This is a genomic window from Planktothrix paucivesiculata PCC 9631 (genome assembly GCF_900009265.2).
Classification (GTDB): Bacteria; Cyanobacteriota; Cyanobacteriia; order Cyanobacteriales; family Microcoleaceae; genus Planktothrix; species Planktothrix paucivesiculata.
The window spans coordinates 20,713-39,727 of the sequence record NZ_LR735012.1 but is presented as its reverse complement, the minus strand read 5'-3'; the positions used below and the strand labels follow the sequence as shown (position 1 = coordinate 39,727).

The following is a 19,015-nucleotide window of genomic DNA, read 5'->3' as shown; positions in this document are numbered from 1 at the left end:
TAAGTCTTTAGCGGTGTACAACGTTAACGCGATGTCTTCACCGCCTCTGAAATTCGATGTTTTAGAAGCCAGCAGCATTTGCCCAATTAGCGACAATTTTTAATTGTAGGGTAATTCTAACAATCTGTCAATCACTGATCGAAATTTTGATCGAATTGCTCGGGGAAATTGGGGGAGTTGGGTTAAGCTAAAGATATTGACTAGCCTACCATCTGGAACATGAGAAAGTTTCCAGGGGAGTTGAATCGTTTTCGGTGTGAAGTTAATCTGTGACAATATATTATTGTGTCAAAATATTTGCAGCGAAGATTCAGCAAGATGCAGTTAAGAGGTTAATCACCAAGTTATGGCATTAATTACAACAGGAAGCAAGCTGATTAGGGATTTAGAAACATACAAGGCTTTAGGAATGTATGTTCCCCTCGAAGGTGGGTTTGAAGGTCGGTATTGTCGTCGGTTGCGCGCCCATGGATATACGACCTATAACCTGAGCGCCAGGGGTTTAGGAGATTTGGCTGCTTATTTAACGGGGGTGCATGGGGTTCGCCCTGCCCATTTAGGTAAAAAAAGCAGTGGGAATGAAGCCGCGGTTGGGGATATTTATTATGTTCCGCCGATTTTAAATACCCAGTTAGATCAACTTCCGCCCAAGTCGAAAGGTTTAGTGCTGTGGATGATTGAAGGTCATATTCTATCGAGTCAAGAAATTACGTTTCTGACTCAGTTACCCTTACAAGAACCTCGGGTAAAGCTGGTGGTAGAGATGGGGGGAGCGCGGGTTGTGCAGTGGACACCCCTGAAGGATATTGATGTAGCCGCTTGAACTACAGTTATCAGTTATTCAGTTATCAGTTATCAGTTATCAGAAAATAAAATAAAGATTATTGTTGATGAACAAAAACTAATAACTGATTCATGACTAATAACTGATTACTGTTTACTAATAACTGATAATTGTGAACAATCATGAATCCCCTCTTACAGCCTTGCAACAAGGTCACTGGTTTAAACTGATCTGTGGAGCCAGTTATCAGCATTTGCCTGCCATCCGAAATTTAACCCTAGCCTACACCTTAGCGGGGGCGGACTGTATCGATGTGGCGGCTGATCCATCAGTGATTATGGCGGCTCAGGAAGCCTTAAACCAAGCTGAATTGCTGGGTAAACAGGCTCAAAACCTGGGGTTTGGCTATCGCTATCGTCCTTGGCTAATGGTCAGCTTGAATGATGGTGAAGACCCCCATTTTCGTAAGGCCCAGTTCGAGGCGACTGCTTGCCCTGAAAGTTGCTGGCGACCCTGTGAAACGGTTTGTCCCACGGGAGCGATCGCCTTTTCGCCGACGAAATCCGGCGTTATTGATGAACTGTGCTATGGTTGCGGACGCTGTATTCCGATTTGTCCGGCCGATCTGATTTATGCTCGGTCTTATGTTTTTCGCCCCGATGAAATTGCACCCCTGGTGTTACAAACTGGGGTAGATGCGTTAGAAATTCATACTCAAGTTGGACGGGAAAATGATTTTCAACGACTATGGAATAGTATCCAACCCTATTTGGAAAAACTCAAACTGGTGGCAATTAGTTGTCCTGACGGTGATGGCGTGGTCGAATATCTAAAAACCCTATCTGAAATTATTACACCCTTAAATTGTCCCTTAATTTGGCAAACCGATGGCCGACCGATGAGTGGAGATATTGGGGCGGGGACAACTTTAGCAAGCGTGAAACTGTGCCAAAAAATTTTGGCAGCAAATTTACCTGGATATGTACAGCTTGCGGGTGGCACAAACGATTATACTGTAGCCAAGCTCAAATCCCTTGGGCTTTTACAGCCAACAGTTATAGATGATCCTGTGCTTAACCCCGTTTTTCCAAATCCTGATCAACAAACTCAGACCATCGGTGGAAAACAGTTACGGTCAGTTAATTCTAGTCATTTGGTGGCGGGTGTCGCCTATGGAAGCTATGCCCGTGTTCTGTTGTCACCCCTGTTGGAACAGTTGGAATCCCGATTCACTCCCGAACCTCAAAGGGTGACTTTTCAACGGCAGGAAACCCCAACCGACAGAGCTCAACCTTCAAAGATCCTTTCCCCAATCAAGACGCGCCCTAGCCTATCTGTACTCGAAGCAAATCCGAAGTTGCTCTGGCAAGCGGTTGGTAAAGCCTCAACCCTTGTCTCCCAACTTAAATCAGTTATCGGTGATAGTTAATCATTTATCAGTGTGAGATTTCAGATTAAAAACCACTGATTACCAACTGAGTCTTAACTGTTTAGAATTAACTGCGGATGGCAGATAACTTAAAACGGGTTCTTTTCTTTACCGATAACTAATAACTGTTTACTGATAAAAGTATGCAAATTACAGACGACCTGAACAAATTACTCTCCATTGTTCCTGATGAGATTCGGCAGAATTTGCAACAGCATCCCCAACGAGACAGTCTGATTGAGATTGTGATGGATTTGGGGCGTCTTCCAGAAGCTCGTTTTCCCTCCAAAGCTGAATATCTCTCGGATATCCCTGTCTCCTTGGATGATCTGGAACATTGTATTGTGCAGATTGGGGAATTTAGCGGAGATAACCGGGCGGGGATTGAGCAAACCTTACATCGAATTAGTGCGATTCGCAACCGGACGGGAAAGGTAATTGGTTTAACCTGTCGGGTGGGTCGGGCCATCTTTGGCAAGATTGGCATGATCCGAGATTTGGTAGAAACGGGTCAATCTATTCTCTTACTTGGTCGTCCGGGGGTGGGAAAAACTACGGCATTGCGAGAAATTACCCGTGTGTTAGCAGATGAACTAGAAAAACGGGTAGTAATTATTGATACCTCCAATGAAATTGCCGGGGATGGAGATATCCCCCATCCGGCTATTGGGCGGGCGCGTCGGATGCAGGTGGCTCGTCCTGAACTGCAACATCAAGTTATGATTGAGGCCGTGGAGAACCATATGCCAGAGGTGATCGTGATTGATGAGATTGGCACAGAACTAGAGGCTTTGGCGGCGCGAACCATTGCCGAACGCGGGGTACAGTTGATTGGTACGGCCCACGGGAATCGGATTGAGAACTTAATGAAAAACCCCACCCTCGCCGATTTGATTGGGGGAATTCAAGCGGTGACTTTAGGGGATGATGAGGCTCGACGTCGAGGTTCTCAAAAGACGGTCTTAGAGCGTAAAGCCCCTCCCACGTTTGATGTAGCCGTGGAAATGTTAGAACAGCAACGCTGGGTTGTACATGAATCCGTGGCGACTACGATTGATCATCTGTTACGGGGAATGCAACCGATTTTGCAAATTAGAACGATGAATGATGCGGGTGAAGTCGAAGTTTTTGAGGAACGATATACTCCCGTCAACCCCATTGCCAGTCCTGCACGCTCAACGATGAAATCTCGGGAACCTGTGGCTACAATTCCCGGTGTTCGTGGGTTGCGAGGTTCAGGAAAAATGATGCCTTTACCTGTGGAAAATACGGCGTCGGAATCTCAATATTTTGAGCAACTCCTGGAACAGTCTTTTTCTGGGGTTATCCCCCTACACCCCGATGAGGAATTTCCCTTAATTCATAAACTAGGGGACGGTTCACCGTTAAATATTTATCCTTATGGGGTTCCTCGTCATCAAATTGAACAGGTGATCCAAATGTTATCTTTACCTGTGATCTTGACGAAGGATATTGATAGTGCGGATGTGGTGTTGGCGTTGCGATCGCATATTAGAAATCAATCCAAAATCCGTCATGTTGCTAAAACTCGTCAAGTTCCAATTCATACGATAAAATCAGGAACAGCCCCTCAAATTGCCCGAGCCTTGCGACGTCTGTTACAAATGGAAGATCCCAGTACCCCAGAAATTGCGGATTTGAATTTGTTTGCGGCCAGTGGTTCTTCCGATGAAATTGAAGCGTTAGAAGAAGCCCGTTTAGCGGTGGAACAAATTGTGATCCCCAAAGGGCAACCTGTGGAATTACTGCCTCGGTCTCCCCAAGTCAGAAAAATGCAGCATGAATTAGTAGAGCATTATCGCCTGAAATCCAATAGTTTTGGGGAAGAACCCAACCGTCGTTTAAGAATTTATCCCGCCTAAGTCAGTGATCAGTCATCAGTCATCAGTTAACAGTCATCAGTTATTAGTTAATAAGCCAACAGTTAATTAACTAATAACTAATAACTCTCAAACTGATGACTGATTTTGATTAACTCTTAAACTGATAACTGATGACTGTTAACTGATAACTGATTATTATATGGAACCTGAATTAATCAAACTTTTTATTAATCTTATTACAAGTCAAACGGGGTTATTTATTCGTTTGCAGGACTACGGTATACTGGCTGAAAAAATCAAGATCAGAGTTAAATCTTTAAAATTACCTGATCCTCAAGTTTACTTAAATTTATTAAGTAGCGATACCTCCCAAAGTCGAGAGGAATGGAAACAATTAATTCCTTTAATTACAACCATAGAAACTTATTTTTTTAGAGATCAAGGTCAAATTAATCTTTTACGAACGATTGTTTTACCCGAATTAATTGCATCGCGGCAACATACGAAAAAGCTAACTCTTTGGAGTGCCGGTTGTTCGACGGGAGAAGAACCCTATACCCTGTCTATTTTGCTTCAACAGTTAATCCCAGACTGGGGAAGTTGGAATCTTCAGATTCTGGGAACTGATGTAAATGAAGAAGCCTTAAAAAAAGCCAGTCAAGGCTTATATACGGCTTGGTCTTTCCGTATGGTTGACTTAGAACTGAGAAATCGATACTTTGTGCGACAAAGAGAGGATTGGAAAATTAATTCGTTAATTCAAAGTCCGGTTAAATTTTTTAATTTGAATTTAGTTAAAGATTCCTATTGTTATCCTGACTATACCCCAATTCAAGATGTGGATTTAATTATTTGTCGAAATGTTTTTGTTTATTTTGAAAAATACTATATTAATCAAGTAGTTTCTAAGTTTTTTGATGTTTTAAAACCAGGAGGCTATTTAATTACTGGTCATGCGGAATTACAAGGGACAGAAAGCATCGAAAAATTTCAATCAAAAATTTATCCCGAGTCCATGATTTATCAACGCTCGATAGGTTTATTCAAAGAATCCTTGACTCTGCCCAAAAACTTGATCAGCAATCGGGATCATCGTTGGGATAATTTATTGTATTCTGCTCGAAACCATCAGGAGCAATACCCAAAAATCAACAAACAGGAGCATCATCAATCCGAAGTTGTGAAGTTATCTCAAAAAAGCCTAGAAGAAGCAAAAAGATATTTTAAAAATAAACAGTATCAAGCCGCTATTCAAAAAGCCGAACAATTTATCCAAATGCCTAACTATTATTTAAAAAATCTGGATTTGACCATTGCAGAAAAAAAAGAAAGAAATGAAAATTATAACCAAAAATCTGCTAATAACTTTGATGCTTATTATTTATTAGCACAAGCATGGGCAAATCTAGGAGAATATGAACAAGCTATATCTTACTGTAAAAAAGCGATTGAAATAGATTCTTTATCTATCTTACCTTATTATTTACTCTTGCACATCGCTCAGGAACAGGAGGATTTAGTGGGGGCAAAATTATTGTCCAAACGAATTATTTATCTGCTTCCCTCCTCCATTCCAGCCTATCTGGAACTCGCATCAATTTATGAACAAGAAAAAGATCACACCAGAGCAGCTAAAATGTATAGTACAGCTTTATCTCTACTCAAATCCTTACCTCCGACCATGAGAATTGAACATTGGGAAGGAGTGATGGCTAAAGATTTAATTGTTTTTCTGGAAAACAAACATTTGGCTATTGACTGTTGACAATTCGCTGTTTACTGTTCACTAATAACTTTTTACTGATAACTGATTATGGCTTATTTAATTTTCACACTGAAGTCTATGTGTTATGCAATTATGGCTTCCGTCGTGGAAGAAATTTTTTTCCTGCCGGAATTAACTCCAATTCCCTCCGCACCTGCGGATTTAGTGGGTTTAATTAATTTGCGTGGGGAGTTACTTCCCGTGATTGATTTAACCATTCGATTAGGCTATCCTGAGCCGAATTATGCACTATCAGATAGCGTGATTATTTTAAGATTTAATAACATTAGACTCGGAATTATTGTCACTCAAGTTTCCGAAGTGAAAATGATTACTACCGATGCCATTAAAACTGAATTAACGTTTAACTTCCAACAGGAATTTGATCAGTTTCACCCTTCCTATTATCTTCAAGGTGTGGCTCAAGTTGATGAACATTTAGTCATGATTTTAAATCCAGAAACCCTGATCCAATATATTAGTCACTCTCTCCCAGATTTTAATTTAGAGAGAATAAATCTTGAAGATAATCAACCCCATATCCCGGGAGATTCCTCCAGAAAATACACCCACCAGAAAGTACAAAATTATATTTTCTCTCCCAATGCAACCCCAGAAGAACGCATAATTTTTCAGGAACGAGCTAAAAATTTAAGACGTCCTATTGATAATCAAGATTTTGCCGGGTTAGTTCCTTTAGCGGTGATTTGTTTAAATGAAGAATATTTTGGGGTTAACTTAGAAATTATCCGAGAATTTACAGACATTCATCATGTGACACCGATTCCTTGTACTCCCCCTCATATTGTGGGAAATATGAACTTACGCGGAGAAATATTAACCTTAGTGAATATTCGGGGTCTAGTGAATTTGCCTTTACAAACCTCCCAGGTATTCTCTAAGGCTATGATTGTTAAAATTAATGATATTGTGGCTGGAATTATAGTAGAAGGAATTTTTGATGTCATATACTTAAAAGAATCGGAGATTAAAACTATTCCTACGGCGGTTCATCTCAAACAGGATGAATACTTACAGGGGACAGCCTTCTATCAAGATAAAATGATGAGTATTCTGAATGTAGCAAAAATCATGACTCAAGGGGAATTATTTGTTGACCAAGAAGTTTAATCTCCGAATTCATATCGCTTCCACAAATTTTATAGTCAACCTGCAAAAATGATATGTTTAATGATTTAAAACTAAGGGAAAAATTACTTTTAGGATATAGCGTACCTGTTCTTTTATTCATGGGACTAACAGGGTTAGTTTATGCCAATATCAATCAGGTATCTACGATTTTTCAAGAGGCTGAACGAGTTCAAGAAGTGATTTTGAAAGTAAACGAAATAGAGCGGGGTTCTCAAGGGATGATTCGCAGCCTAAGAGGATACATCGGTCTGAAAAATCAAGACTTTGTTAATGAATATAATACCTCTTTAATCGCCTATCGAGAAGCCTCCAAAGCCCTAGAATCTTTAGTTTATCGTCCCGAGCAAAAACAACGGTTACAAACACTGAATAACTTAGTTACTCAGTATGATCAAATAGCTGAACAGGCTTTTTCACTGATCAATCAAGGAAAATTAGCCGAAGCAATTCAAAAAGCCAAAATAGGGACTCAATATGTGGCAGATTTTGATCGAATTAGCACTGAATTTACGATAACAGAAGCCAATATTTTAAATCAGGAAAGAACGAAAACAAAAGAAGCCCTAGAAGCGTTATTATATGTGCTAGTAATTGGAGCATTTCTAATTTTAGTTACAGTTGTGATCATTGCTTTATTAATTTCGCTTAATATTAGCGGAACTATTCATCAAGCCACGCAAGTTATAGCCACTTCTTCCACTGAAATTGCTACTACCCTGTCAGAACAAGAACGAACTGCCAATCAACAGGCAAGTTCTGTGCATCAAACCACAACAACCATGGATGAATTGAGTGCCTCATCTCAATCAACGGCAGAACAAGCCGAGTCAGCAACCTATGGGGCGCGACAAGTTTTAGGATTAACAGAAGGAGGAAAAGAAGCGGTTAATAGTACCTTAGAAGGAATGGAAAATCTTCAGCAAAAAGTTGAAGTGATTGCCCAACAAATTATCCGTTTAAGTGAACAAACAAACCAAATTGGCAATATTTCTGAATTGGTCAGTGATCTAGCTAATCAAACGAATATGTTGGCCTTAAATGCTGCGGTAGAAGCGGTTAGAGCCGGAGAACATGGGAAAGGATTTGCAGTTGTTGCCACTGAAATTAGAAAATTAGCGGATGAAAGTAAAAAATCTGCCTTTAAAATCAATACCCTCGTTGCTGATATTTTAACTGCAATTAATTCAACGGTAATGGCAACGGAAGAAGGGACAAAAACTGTGATATATAATGCAAAACTAACCCGAGAAACGGCTGATACTTTTACTGGGGTTTCCGAAGCCGTCAATAATGTGGTCTTGAATAATCAGCAAATTTCGCTTAATGTGAAGCAACAAGCGATCGCGATTGGACAGGTTTTAGATGCAATGAATGTTTTAAGTCAAGGGGTCGGTGAAACCGCTAATGGCTTAAGTCAAGCTAAAATAGGAATGGAAAAATTGAATGAAGTGGCGTTAAATCTAAACTCAATTGTTTAATATAGCAATAGCACCGGAATATGTTAAAAGTCAATGGTTTAAGGTACTGGATTATTGCCGGTTATTTAATTCCAATTTTGCTCTCTTTATTAGTAGCTGGAATTGTATCCTCCAATGTTGAAAAAGTTCGGAGAACAACCCTAGAAGTCCAAACATCCGGTGATGCCCTGCAAGCTATTAATAACTTAGCTTTAGCCACGAAAGACTTAACAATTGCTGCCCGGGGATATATTTTAGTTAAAAATCCTCAGTCCCGTGAGATGTATCAAATTGCTGAATCTCTTTATCAAGAAGCGTTGGTAGATGTGAAAACACTGATTACCAATCGTGAACTGATTCAAGATTTAGATAGTTTAACTGCATCGGTAGACCAATTAGAACAATACTATTCGGCATTATTCAAATTAATTAATGATAATCAAGTTGACCAAGCCCTAGAGATTTGGAAGCAAGGAAAAGGTACGGAACTATCAACAACAGTTTTGGAGAAAACTCAAAAATTTATCAACTTAGAAACTCAACAAGTAGAGGAGCACCATCAACGGCAAAATGATGCTTTAGATCACCTGATTAATACGGTTTGGAGTGGCACAGGAGCAACTATATTTTGTTCGGTTTTGTTGGGAATTGGACTCATTACTCTGATCTTCAAGCGAATTAATCAAGAAGCATCCCAAATTTTGCAAGCCGCCCAAGAATTAGTCAGTGTGATGGAATCTCAAGAACGAGTCACCGCTCAACAGGCGAGTTCCGTCAACGAAACCACAGCTAGTATGGATGAATTAGGTGCATCAAGTCGCCAATCCGCCGAACAAGCATCAACGGCCGCCGCCGGAGCTAATCAAGTTTTACTTTTAGCGGGTGGTTATCAAAAATCATCTTTTGAAACCGAGAGTAGTCTAAGTTTGAAAATAAAAATGGAACAATTACAACAACAAATTATGCGTTTAAGTGAACACTTAGGACAAATTTATAGTATTACTGCTGTGGTTACGGATTTAGCCAGTCAAACCAATATGTTAGCCTTAAATGCTTCTGTAGAAGCAGCCCGAGCCGGAGATAATGGTAAAGGGTTTGGGGTGGTGGCATCAGAAATTCGCAAACTCGCCGATCAAAGTCGCAGATCCGCCGAAAAAATTAGTTCGATTGTTACTGATATTCAAACCGCCGCTAATTTAACGGTTAGAGTGACGGAGGACGGCTCAAAATCAGTTCGAGAGATTATTCAGGCGATTAATGATGTGGCGGTTAATTTACAACAAATTTCCCTGAATACCAAACAGCAATCAATTGCTGTGGAACAAGTGGTTGATGCGATGAATAACCTCAATTTTGTCTCAACAGAAATTGCAGCCAGTATTAACCAAACAAAACAAGGGGTTCAAAAGTTAAATGAAACCGCAAAAAATCTCCAAACTCTGGTTTAATCGTTCAACATTAGATGCAAGTTACAGGATCAAAAACTTATGATGATTGAAGATGACGAACTCCGGGAAGTTTTTAAAACCGCCAGCGAAGAACATTTACAGAATTTGGATGAGGGATTGTTGTATCTGGAAAAAAATCCCAATGATGCGGCTAAATTGGAAGAATTATTACGAGAAGCCCATAGCCTCAAAGGCGATGCGGGGATGTTAGGGGTTAAGGATGTTGCCACTTTATCCCATCAAATTGAACATTTATTAGGGGGATTAAAACGTCAGGAAACAACTCTGACAGTGGATTTAGTAGATCGAATTTCCTATGGGATTGATGCGATTCGTCAGTTGGTTTATGCTGCGGTTACAGGAGAACCCTGTGATATTAATGCTTTTCATAGTTTAGCCTATCTGATGGGAGCCAAACCCGAAACACCCACCAACGCAATTTCAGCCATACCGACAGTACCCCCAGAACCTGCCTCCCCTACTCCTTCTGCTCCCGAACCTGCCCCCCCTGCCTCCCCTGCTCCCCCTGCCGAACCTGCCGAACCTACCCCTCCCGAATCAGATGAAACGGCTATTCTAATGACGACCATGGCCGAGTCGATGAATGCTACGGCTGCGGTGAAAACTGATCGCGACTCTACTTATAAAATCGAAACCATTCGAGTCCCCACCCGTAATTTAGATGGGTTAATGACTCAAACGGGAGAATTAACCGTTACTAAAATTCGGATTGCCCATCGGTTGAATGAAATTGAAGACCTGGTGAGTTTATGGGAAGAATGGAGTCGAGATGCCTTTGTGAATCGGTTTGTGGTTCATGACCTAGAAAATAACCTCAATCGTCATGTTTCTGGACAAGGAACCATGGGGCAATTGCAAAACTATTATCATCGCAGTACGGAACGTTTAGAACAGTTAGGAACTTTAATTAATCAACTTAGAAATACTTTTTCTGAAGATATAGCTCGTTTAGATATTATTAGCGATGAACTCGAAGATGGGGTCAGAACCTTACGTTTATTACCACTATCAACTATTTTTAATTTGTTTCCTCGCATGGTACGGGATTTAGCGCGGCAACAAGGAAAAGAAATTGAATTAGTGATTTCTGGTGGAGACACCCGTGCAGATAAACGAATTTTAGAAGAAATGAAAGATCCGTTGATGCACATTTTAAGAAATGCGATTGATCATGGGATTGAAATTCCAGAAGAACGGCAAAAATTAGGGAAAGCGGCGATCGCCAAAATCGAGTTACGCGGGTATCAAACCGCGACCCATGTTGTGTTAGAAGTTTATGATGATGGTCGAGGATTAGATATTGAAAAAATCAAACAAACTGCTTTAAAACGGGGAATTTGCCAGCAGGAAGAATTATTGGGTATGACTGCGCAACAAATCCATGGCTTAATTTTTGCCCCAGGTTTTACCACCCGAACTGTGGTGACAGAAGTATCAGGACGGGGGGTAGGAATGGATGTGGTGCGAACCAATGTCGAACGTTTAAAAGGTATTATTCAAGTTGAATCTTTCCCAAATCAGGGTTGTTTATTTCGGATTCAATTAGGAACTACCTTAGCAACGGCCCATGTTTTAATTGTGTCGGTTCAGGGGATTTCCTATGCCATTCCCGTGGAATTTGTCCAAATGACCCGACTGGTTCAGACGGATGAAATTTTTGCCATTGAAGGTCGAGAAACCATTGTTTTTGAAGATCAACCGATTTCCGTAGCTCAACTAGCTGATTTATTAGAAATTCGTTGGACTTCTGCTCAATTTGAATCGGAATCTGCGGTGGCTAAGGAATCAAAATCCCAGGCTTCGATTTCCCCATCCTTTATGCAAAGAAATCCCAATTCTGTAATGATGGATGCGGCTTCACCCTGCATTATTTTAAAAGTAGGGGAAGAAAAACTAGGATTATTTGTTGATGCTTTAATTGATGAGCAGGATGTGGTCTTAAAACCCCAAAGCCAATTATTAAAACGGGTCAGAAATGTGGCAGGAGCTACGATTTTAGGCACGGGGGAAGTCTGTATTATTTTAAGTCCTCAAGATTTAATTAAATCCATTCGCAAACAGGCAGGTGTGATCAATTCCCCCATCGCCCGCTCAACTTTAAGGGTTCAAGAACAGGAGAATTCCTCCGTTAAACCGGTGATTTTATTAGTAGAAGATTCGATCGCCACTCGGACTCAAGAAAAACGAATTTTAGAAGCTGCTGGTTATGAAGTGGTGACGGCGGTGGATGGATTAGATGGGTTTAATAAACTCAGCACTCGTTCCTTTGATGCGGTGGTTTCAGACATCCAGATGCCTAATTTGGATGGGTTAAGTTTAGTCACCAAAATTCGACAAAATCAGGCTTATAGTGAACTGCCAATTATTCTGGTGACTTCTCTAGCTTCCGATGAAGATAAACGCAAAGGTGCAGAAGTTGGGGCAAATGCCTATATTACTAAAGCGTCTTTCAATCAAGAAGTTTTGATCGAGACCCTAAAAAGATTAGTATAATTAGGAACACCCCACATCCCACAAGTGACTAACTGTAAAATGCCAATTCGAGTTCTCCTAGTTGAAGATTCGGCTGTTGCTTTAATTATTCTGAAACGAATTTTATCAACTTCTCCAGATATTACTATTGTAGGAACTGCTCGAACAGGTAAGGAAGCATTAACATTAGTTCCCACTGTCCAACCGGATGTGATTTGTACGGATTTTCATATGCCCCAAATGAACGGACTGGAATTTATCCAGGAAGTCATGACAATTCACCCCCGTCCGATTTTGGTGATCAGTGCTTCGGTTCAATCCGATGATACTCAAAATGTTTTTCAACTGTTAAATGCTGGGGCTGTTGATGTGTTTCCTAAACCGAAAACGGGTTTAGCTTCCGATTATGAATTGATCGGACAGGAGTTAATTCAAAAAATTAAAGTGCTTTCGGGTGTCAAAGTTTTTACCAAACATCGCAAATCCTCACCGATTATCAGTCCAAAGCGTTTATCGACGACTCCACCTCCACTGATCAGTCGAACTGTTTTGTCGTCACCCAAGTCCCAAGCCATTGAACCCTCAAACCTTTTCAGTCTATCTTCTCCCACGATTAAACTTCTGGCTATTGGTGCATCAACGGGTGGGCCCCAAGCCTTACATACAATTTTGACACAATTTCCTAGTAATTTTCCCGTTCCTATTGTTTGTGTTCAGCATATTAGTGAAGGATTTCTGCCGGGGTTAGTCAGTTGGTTAAATGGGGAATGCCATTTATCAATTAAAATCGCCATGGTCGGCGAACTTCCCCAGGCGGGCTCGGTTTATTTTGCCCCAGATGGACACCATTTAGAATTGAGCCGCACGGGTCGCTTTGCCTACTCGACGGCACCTCCATTAGCCGGTCATCGTCCGGCGGTGACAAAAACTTTAGAGTCTGTTGCTGAGTGTTATGGTTCTAGTGTGGCGGGGGTTTTGTTAACTGGAATGGGACGGGATGGGGCCGATGGCATGAAAGCCATTTTTGATCGGGGTGGGTTAACAATTGCCCAAAACCAAGACAGTTGTGTGGTCTTTGGAATGCCCGCAGAAGCGATCGCTTTAGGGGCAGCCCAACATATTCTATCGGTGAATGACATTGCCCCTTTTATTCTGAATCGAGTCAAGGGGTTAATTTAAGGGGTGTTGACTAAGATTAATCTATTTTTGAATGAGGGATTATGAAAATGAAGTTTAAGTTTGATCTAAAACTGGAAAAAAATCAGCAGTATCGGGTGTTTAGAATCTTAAAAACCTTGGGTTTAATCGGGGGACTATCTTTAATTGATTTTCCAGCTTTAGCGCAAATTAATCTGGCTACTTTGACGGATATTATTGGTAATAATAATCAAGTATTTATTGAAGATCAAGTTGCTGAAGTTAAGGAACAAGCAACATTAGGACAGGAAATAAGAACTCAAGAAGCTCGCGCTCAAGTTGATTTTAACACGGGTGCTAATGGCCGAATGGGGGAAAATTCTAAGATTACGGTGGGTCAATGTGCGGAATTACAAGAAGGAGTTTTAATTGCTTCTGGCCCAGCAAATGGTTGTATTTTAGGGTTTGCCACCGGAGTTCAAGGAACAACTTATGTGTTAAATATCGATAAAAATAATCAAACTAATGTTAATACGGGATCGATTCGGGTTTTAGAAGGTAAAATTCTATTATCATCACCCAATGATCCGAATAATCCTAATCCAATTACCCTGGAAGCTGGACAAAAAGTTTCCAGTTTAACCTCTGATTTAAAGTTGTCTCAAATTTCGATTGAACGCATGACCAAACAAGAATATGAGACGATCATTATAGGGCCATTATTCCAAGGGTTTAAAACTCCCCTACTCAATCAAGATAAAATTAACGATGTTTGTAAAGTCCTCTATGGGAATTGTCGTCCTGTTGGGGGAGAGAAACCTGTTCGGGGATTATGGTAAGAATCAGTTAACAGTGTAGAGACGCGCCAATAGCCTACGGCATCGCTGCGCTCGGGCACGTCTCTACAATTAATCCAGTTCTTGTTCTAATACATTGGCGATCGCTTGTTTGGCTGTTTCATTAAATTCTCTAATATTCACACGATTTAATAATACAATCGCCAGAATCATGCCAATAGCTTGGACGGCAAAAACTGAACCATAGGCTAGGAAAGGAACCTCAAATATTGCCCGTCCTAAATCTAAAATTGCCCCCCCTAAAACCGTGGCTAATCCCCGCGCCATGGCTTGAGCTAAACCCCAGGCTCCAATAAAGGTTCCGGCGGTTTCAGCTAAGGTTAAATCTAACATTAAATTAATCGCCCCTGCCGTCAAAATTCCCGAATTTAAACCAAATAATAATAACGCTCCTTTCAACAATCCAGCATTAGCATAAAAACCCGCCACAATAAAAAATAATAAACAAATTGCGACTCCAATACAACCGATTTTGACCGTATTTTTTTTGCCAATCCGGGGAATAATTAAAAATCCCGTTGCAGCAATCCCAATTAAAGTTCCTATACCAAAAAACGCATTTAATTTAGTGGTTTCAGAAACACACATTCCAAACACTTCACCCCCATAGGGTTCTAATACAGCATCCTGCATAAATAAGCTAATGGTCATCACCAATAAAAAGCTAAAAAACAACCCCGTTTGTCGGCTGGCGGTGAGAACTTTAATGGCGCGACCAAAGGTAATTTGATCTTCTCGTTCAACAATTGTTGAGCGCGATTTGTAGCGAGAAAATTTGCGTTCAATTCCAATAGTTGCCAGAAAACATAAACCAATTACTATTAATGGGATAATAATAAATAACAGATTAACAGAGGCTTGTAATTGAGGTAAATTTGTCCCTGTTGATGGGGCGATGGGATTATCGACTAAAAGATCTACACCACAGAGTTCGGGACGATGGAGAATTTTAGAACTAATAATTGCCCCAATCACAATTCCCACCATCAGCATTGACCAAACAATACTAACTAATTTAGAACGATTATTTTCATCGGAAATATCAAATAATAGGGCGGTAAATGGTGTGGAACTTGCACTTAAAGCTAAACCATATCCGGCAAAAATTAAGGCTAATAAACCTGCCCATAAATAGGCAATTCCAGTGAATCCATTACTTTGAATACTCGCACCTAATGGCCAAACCACTTGCAGGGCTAAAAATGCCATACTGGTAAATAAAATTAACCCAATCCAAACATAACTACTGCGATGATATCCCCATAACGGTTTGGCATCGGACATCTGACCAAACCACACCCTAGCCGGAGAAACAAATTGGTGCATGGCGATCGCCCCCGCCGCCACCAGCGCTGGAACTTTTAACTCATCAATCATAATTCGGTTAATTACTCCCAGGGTTAGCAGAGACATAATCCCTAATCCCATTTGAAACAGACCTAACCGAAACATGGTCAATAAGTTAATCGAAGGTAAGGGTTGACTATTGGGGGGATCGGTCGATGGTAATTGATCTGAGGAGTCACTACTTTTCATAGAAGGTGAGTTGATACAACAAAAGGAAAAACTAATCTTTGACAATTCCGATTAAAGTTTAGACAAAACTCTGACCTATGATTATAATAGAATCAATTCTCCTTTAGACCGTTTAAAGGAATTTATGGCTGTTTCTGCCATCCACAAGACCTTAGATCTGATAAAATGTGCTAAAAATTCATCAACTGATAGTTACGATATAGGCAAAGTAATGATAAAATTATTCTATGGGATTGCCCCCTGTTAGTTTAGCATTTTATGTTAAGTGTCAAGACTTTTATTTTAGAAAAATCGGGTTGTATTTACTCCGTAAAAGCTGTGAGGAATATTATTAAAGAATGACTAATAAAACAGAAAAAGCACTTTTTCTTATTGGTGGATTAAGCGATGATGATTTACATTGGGTTGTCAATAAAGCAAAGCTAGAAACAATTCCCCCTGGGGAAAGACTAATTTATGAAGGACGTCCGATTAATGCCCTATATTTTGTATTAAGTGGGTTGTTAAGTGTCGTCATCGGTGCAAATGAGGATCGGGAATTAGCCCAAATCATCAAAGGGGAAGTGGTAGGAGAAATTTCTTTTATTGATAGTCGGCCGCCTTTAGCAACGGTTAAAGCCTTAGAAACGACTCAAGTTTTAGCAATTTCTCGATTTGAACTCAATAGTAAATTACACAGTGATGCTAAATTTGCAGCCCGATTTTATCAAGGTTTATCTCTGTGTTTAGCCAGTCGAATGCGTGGCACTATTCGGCGTTTAGGATATGCTGATTTCATAGAAATAGAAGATCAACCAGAAACCGACGAATTTAGTCAACATACCCAGGAATTTCTGGCTTTGGCTCAAGCAAAATTTAACTGGTTAGTTCAAAGTCTAAAAGTCACATAGGGCTGAAGGGCTGGACTTCTGTTATTAATAGAGTTTAGTCCCTAGTAGAAGTAACCCACTTCCAAAAGGGATGAGTTTTCCCCTGTTTAAGAATTTTAAAGACCTGCTGTTCTAAACGTTTTTGATAGGCGGAAGAAACTCCGAACAAAATGTTGCGACTATGCCAAACTAATGTGGCTGTTGTTGTGCCAATACATAACCCCAAACCCATAGCAGCAAGACGGTTATAGGCTAAACCATAGCGAACGGCTGACCAGGTAAAATGATCTTGCCAAAGAGCAATTTCTGCTCGTAATGCCCATAAACTTAAGGGTGCAATAGTTACCCACAAAATCCCGATTACAAGCCATCGAGTATAAACGGTGATTTGGTGCATTTTTTGGACTTGACGCTTAAAATTTGCATCATCCGTCTCAGGATTTTGTTCCATTTATGCCTCCTATTTTTAATTTAGGTATTAAATTGTTGAGCATAAAATTGAGCATAGCGATCGCCTTTTTCTAATAGGTCTTGATGGGTTCCTGACTCCACAATTTTACCCTGTTCTAATACCAGAATCCGAGTTGCCCGTCTGACGGTGGCTAAACGGTGGGCGATAATAAACACCGTTCGATCCTGCATTAATCGTTCTAAGGCTTCTTGAACTAGGGCTTCTGACTCAGAATCTAAGGCGGATGTGGCTTCATCTAAGATTAAAATTCTAGGGTCTAATAATACGGCCCTGGCGATCGCAATTCGTTGTCGTTGTCCACCCGACAAATTAACGCCACGTTCGCCAACTAGGGTTTGATATCCATTAGGAAACTGCATAATAAAGGCATGGGCATTAGCAATTTTAGCCGCATTTTCCACGTCTTTTAAATCATAATAGGATTGACCAAAGGCAATATTTTGGGCAATGGTTCCCGAGAATAAAGTAATATCTTGGGGGACAATGCCAATTTGTCGCCGGAGGCTTTTTAAGGTGACATCCTGAATATCAATATCATCAATTTTAATCGTTCCTGATTGACGATCATAGAATCGGGGTAACAGGGTAACTAACGTGGTTTTTCCAGCCCCTGACGGCCCCACTAAAGCCACCATTTCCCCCGATTCAACGAATAGATTCAAATTTTCTAAAACGGGTTTATTATCTTCCTGGCTTTGAGAAAAATCGGTTTTAGGATAGGTAAAACTAACGTTAGAATATTCAACTTTTCCGGTTACATGGGGCAAAACAAAAGCATGGGGTTTTTCCACAACCGTCGGTTGTACATCTAAGAGTTCAAAAATGCGATCGCACGAAGCCTGACCCTGTTTAAAATCACTATAATTGCTGGTGGTTAATGAGATGGGATCGATTAATAATGCTACGGCTGCAATATAGCTAATAAATCCACCCCCAGTTAAATTCCCTTGGGAAATTTGCCATCCTCCTAAAAAGAATAATAAAATCACACTCATGGCTTCTAAAAAGCCTACGACTACAAATTGTAAAGCCTTAATTTGTTCGGCTAAATATTTAGCTTTGCGGTTTTGTTCGGCTTCAATACTAAAGCGATTAATTTCATATTCCTCGGCGGCAAATGCCTGGACTAAGCGAATTCCACTAAAGACTTCTGTTAATAAAGAGGCTAAATTAGAAACTCGGTTTTGACTATGGCGAGTAAAGGTTAATAATTTTTCGCCAAACCAACCAATTAATACCGCCATAAATGGGGCTATAATTAAAGTAGCTAAAGTTAATTGCCAGTTAAGATAAATCATATATCCTAAAACTACAATTAACTGCAAAATACACGGGATAAATTGATGGAAAAATTTATTAATCACTTCCCCAATGCGCTCAATATCTTCCGTCAGGCGATAGGCAAGATCTCCGGTTTTGGCGGTTTCAAAATACCCAATATTCAGTTGTTGTAAGTGACGATATACCTGTTTTCTTAATTCCAAAACAATCGTTAAAGCCGCTCTGGCCATCAAAGTATCTTGGCCGTATTGTACCGTTCCTCGGATGAAGAAAACCACCGCCGCCACCCCCGCTAATTGAGCAATAGCGTTCACATCTCCCCGACCAATATAACCTGCCATTTGTCCGGCTAACCAGGCTAATAACGGCCAAAATACGGTAAATGCCATCGTACAAACCAAGGCTTTAGTAATAGTTTTTCCCTGGGTACGAATATAGGGAATTAATTTTTTGTAACTAGAGGGTTGTTTTTGTTTCAAGTTGCGATCGCC

Annotated in this window: 14 protein-coding genes; 11 read left to right on the top strand and 3 right to left on the bottom strand. The window is 40.4% G+C overall.

From position 1 onward, the window contains the following. Nucleotides 1-346: 346 nt before the first annotated feature. The 10 genes from ndhN (at nucleotide 347) to PL9631_RS10115 (ending at nucleotide 14,348) form a co-directional block, all read left to right on the top strand. Nucleotides 347-823, top strand: coding sequence for an NAD(P)H-quinone oxidoreductase subunit N (gene ndhN, locus PL9631_RS10160; protein ID WP_083619794.1), 477 nt, complete (start codon nucleotides 347-349; stop codon nucleotides 821-823). Between the two features lie 133 nt (nucleotides 824-956). Beyond that, entirely contained in the window at nucleotides 957-2,213 is a 1,257-nt protein-coding gene (gene ldpA / locus PL9631_RS10155; RefSeq protein WP_083619791.1) for a circadian clock protein LdpA, read from the top strand. Nucleotides 2,214-2,356: 143 nt separating this feature from the next. Beyond that, nucleotides 2,357-4,096: a R3H domain-containing nucleic acid-binding protein gene (locus tag PL9631_RS10150; protein WP_083619788.1), complete on the top strand. Its 1,740-nt coding sequence runs from the start codon at nucleotides 2,357-2,359 to the stop codon at nucleotides 4,094-4,096. 160 nt (nucleotides 4,097-4,256) lie between these two features. Continuing rightward, entirely contained in the window at nucleotides 4,257-5,822 is a 1,566-nt protein-coding gene (locus PL9631_RS10145; protein WP_083619785.1) for a CheR family methyltransferase, read from the top strand. A 48-nt stretch (nucleotides 5,823-5,870) separates the two neighbouring features. Continuing rightward, on the top strand, nucleotides 5,871-6,953 hold the full coding sequence (locus tag PL9631_RS10140) for a chemotaxis protein CheW (protein ID WP_083619782.1): 1,083 nt from the start codon (nucleotides 5,871-5,873) through the stop codon (nucleotides 6,951-6,953). A gap of 53 nt (nucleotides 6,954-7,006) precedes the next feature. Next, complete coding sequence (locus PL9631_RS10135; protein ID WP_083619779.1) at nucleotides 7,007-8,452, top strand: methyl-accepting chemotaxis protein; 1,446 nt, start codon at nucleotides 7,007-7,009, stop codon at nucleotides 8,450-8,452. A 20-nt stretch (nucleotides 8,453-8,472) separates the two neighbouring features. Continuing rightward, nucleotides 8,473-9,879 (top strand): methyl-accepting chemotaxis protein, encoded by a 1,407-nt coding sequence (locus PL9631_RS10130; protein WP_083619777.1) that lies wholly within the window; start codon nucleotides 8,473-8,475, stop codon nucleotides 9,877-9,879. 42 nt (nucleotides 9,880-9,921) lie between these two features. Next, nucleotides 9,922-12,393 (top strand): hybrid sensor histidine kinase/response regulator, encoded by a 2,472-nt coding sequence (locus PL9631_RS10125; RefSeq protein WP_083619977.1) that lies wholly within the window; start codon nucleotides 9,922-9,924, stop codon nucleotides 12,391-12,393. Nucleotides 12,394-12,432: 39 nt separating this feature from the next. Next, a complete protein-coding gene (gene cheB, locus PL9631_RS10120) occupies nucleotides 12,433-13,551 on the top strand; it encodes a chemotaxis-specific protein-glutamate methyltransferase CheB (protein ID WP_083619773.1) in 1,119 nt (372 codons plus the stop codon). A gap of 41 nt (nucleotides 13,552-13,592) precedes the next feature. Then, a complete protein-coding gene (locus PL9631_RS10115; RefSeq protein WP_197046321.1) occupies nucleotides 13,593-14,348 on the top strand; it encodes a hypothetical protein in 756 nt (251 codons plus the stop codon). A 69-nt stretch (nucleotides 14,349-14,417) separates the two neighbouring features. Here PL9631_RS10115 and PL9631_RS10110 read toward each other — a convergent pair whose 3' ends face one another. Next, on the bottom strand, nucleotides 14,418-15,902 hold the full coding sequence (locus PL9631_RS10110) for a BCD family MFS transporter (RefSeq protein WP_083619767.1): 1,485 nt from the start codon (nucleotides 15,900-15,902) through the stop codon (nucleotides 14,418-14,420). Between the two features lie 338 nt (nucleotides 15,903-16,240). On the opposite strand from PL9631_RS10110, the gene PL9631_RS10105 reads away from it, so the two are divergent. Further along, nucleotides 16,241-16,792, top strand: coding sequence for a cyclic nucleotide-binding domain-containing protein (locus PL9631_RS10105; protein ID WP_083619765.1), 552 nt, complete (start codon nucleotides 16,241-16,243; stop codon nucleotides 16,790-16,792). Nucleotides 16,793-16,826: 34 nt separating this feature from the next. Here the strand turns inward: PL9631_RS10105 and PL9631_RS10100 are convergent, their stop codons facing one another. Next, nucleotides 16,827-17,222 carry a hypothetical protein gene (locus tag PL9631_RS10100; protein WP_083619762.1) on the bottom strand — a complete coding sequence of 132 codons (396 nt, stop codon included), beginning with the start codon at nucleotides 17,220-17,222 and terminating at the stop codon, nucleotides 16,827-16,829. A 20-nt stretch (nucleotides 17,223-17,242) separates the two neighbouring features. Next, on the bottom strand, nucleotides 17,243-19,003 hold the full coding sequence (locus PL9631_RS10095) for an ABC transporter ATP-binding protein (protein WP_331281258.1): 1,761 nt from the start codon (nucleotides 19,001-19,003) through the stop codon (nucleotides 17,243-17,245). Nucleotides 19,004-19,015: the final 12 nt, after the last annotated feature.

Excerpts from the sequence above, each read along its gene's own strand:
- ndhN (WP_083619794.1), top strand. The coding sequence starts at position 347 with ATGGCATTAATTACAACAGGAAGCAAGCTGATTAGGGATTTAGAAACA.
- PL9631_RS10150 (WP_083619788.1), top strand. The coding sequence starts at position 2,357 with ATGCAAATTACAGACGACCTGAACAAATTACTCTCCATTGTTCCTGAT.
- PL9631_RS10145 (WP_083619785.1), top strand. The coding sequence starts at position 4,257 with ATGGAACCTGAATTAATCAAACTTTTTATTAATCTTATTACAAGTCAA.
- PL9631_RS10140 (WP_083619782.1), top strand. The coding sequence starts at position 5,871 with ATGGCTTATTTAATTTTCACACTGAAGTCTATGTGTTATGCAATTATG.
- PL9631_RS10135 (WP_083619779.1), top strand. The coding sequence starts at position 7,007 with ATGTTTAATGATTTAAAACTAAGGGAAAAATTACTTTTAGGATATAGC.
- PL9631_RS10130 (WP_083619777.1), top strand. The coding sequence starts at position 8,473 with ATGTTAAAAGTCAATGGTTTAAGGTACTGGATTATTGCCGGTTATTTA.
- PL9631_RS10125 (WP_083619977.1), top strand. The coding sequence starts at position 9,922 with ATGATTGAAGATGACGAACTCCGGGAAGTTTTTAAAACCGCCAGCGAA.
- cheB (WP_083619773.1), top strand. The coding sequence starts at position 12,433 with ATGCCAATTCGAGTTCTCCTAGTTGAAGATTCGGCTGTTGCTTTAATT.
- PL9631_RS10115 (WP_197046321.1), top strand. The coding sequence starts at position 13,593 with ATGAAAATGAAGTTTAAGTTTGATCTAAAACTGGAAAAAAATCAGCAG.
- PL9631_RS10110 (WP_083619767.1), bottom strand. The coding sequence starts at position 15,902 with ATGAAAAGTAGTGACTCCTCAGATCAATTACCATCGACCGATCCCCCC.
- PL9631_RS10105 (WP_083619765.1), top strand. The coding sequence starts at position 16,241 with ATGACTAATAAAACAGAAAAAGCACTTTTTCTTATTGGTGGATTAAGC.
- PL9631_RS10100 (WP_083619762.1), bottom strand. The coding sequence starts at position 17,222 with ATGGAACAAAATCCTGAGACGGATGATGCAAATTTTAAGCGTCAAGTC.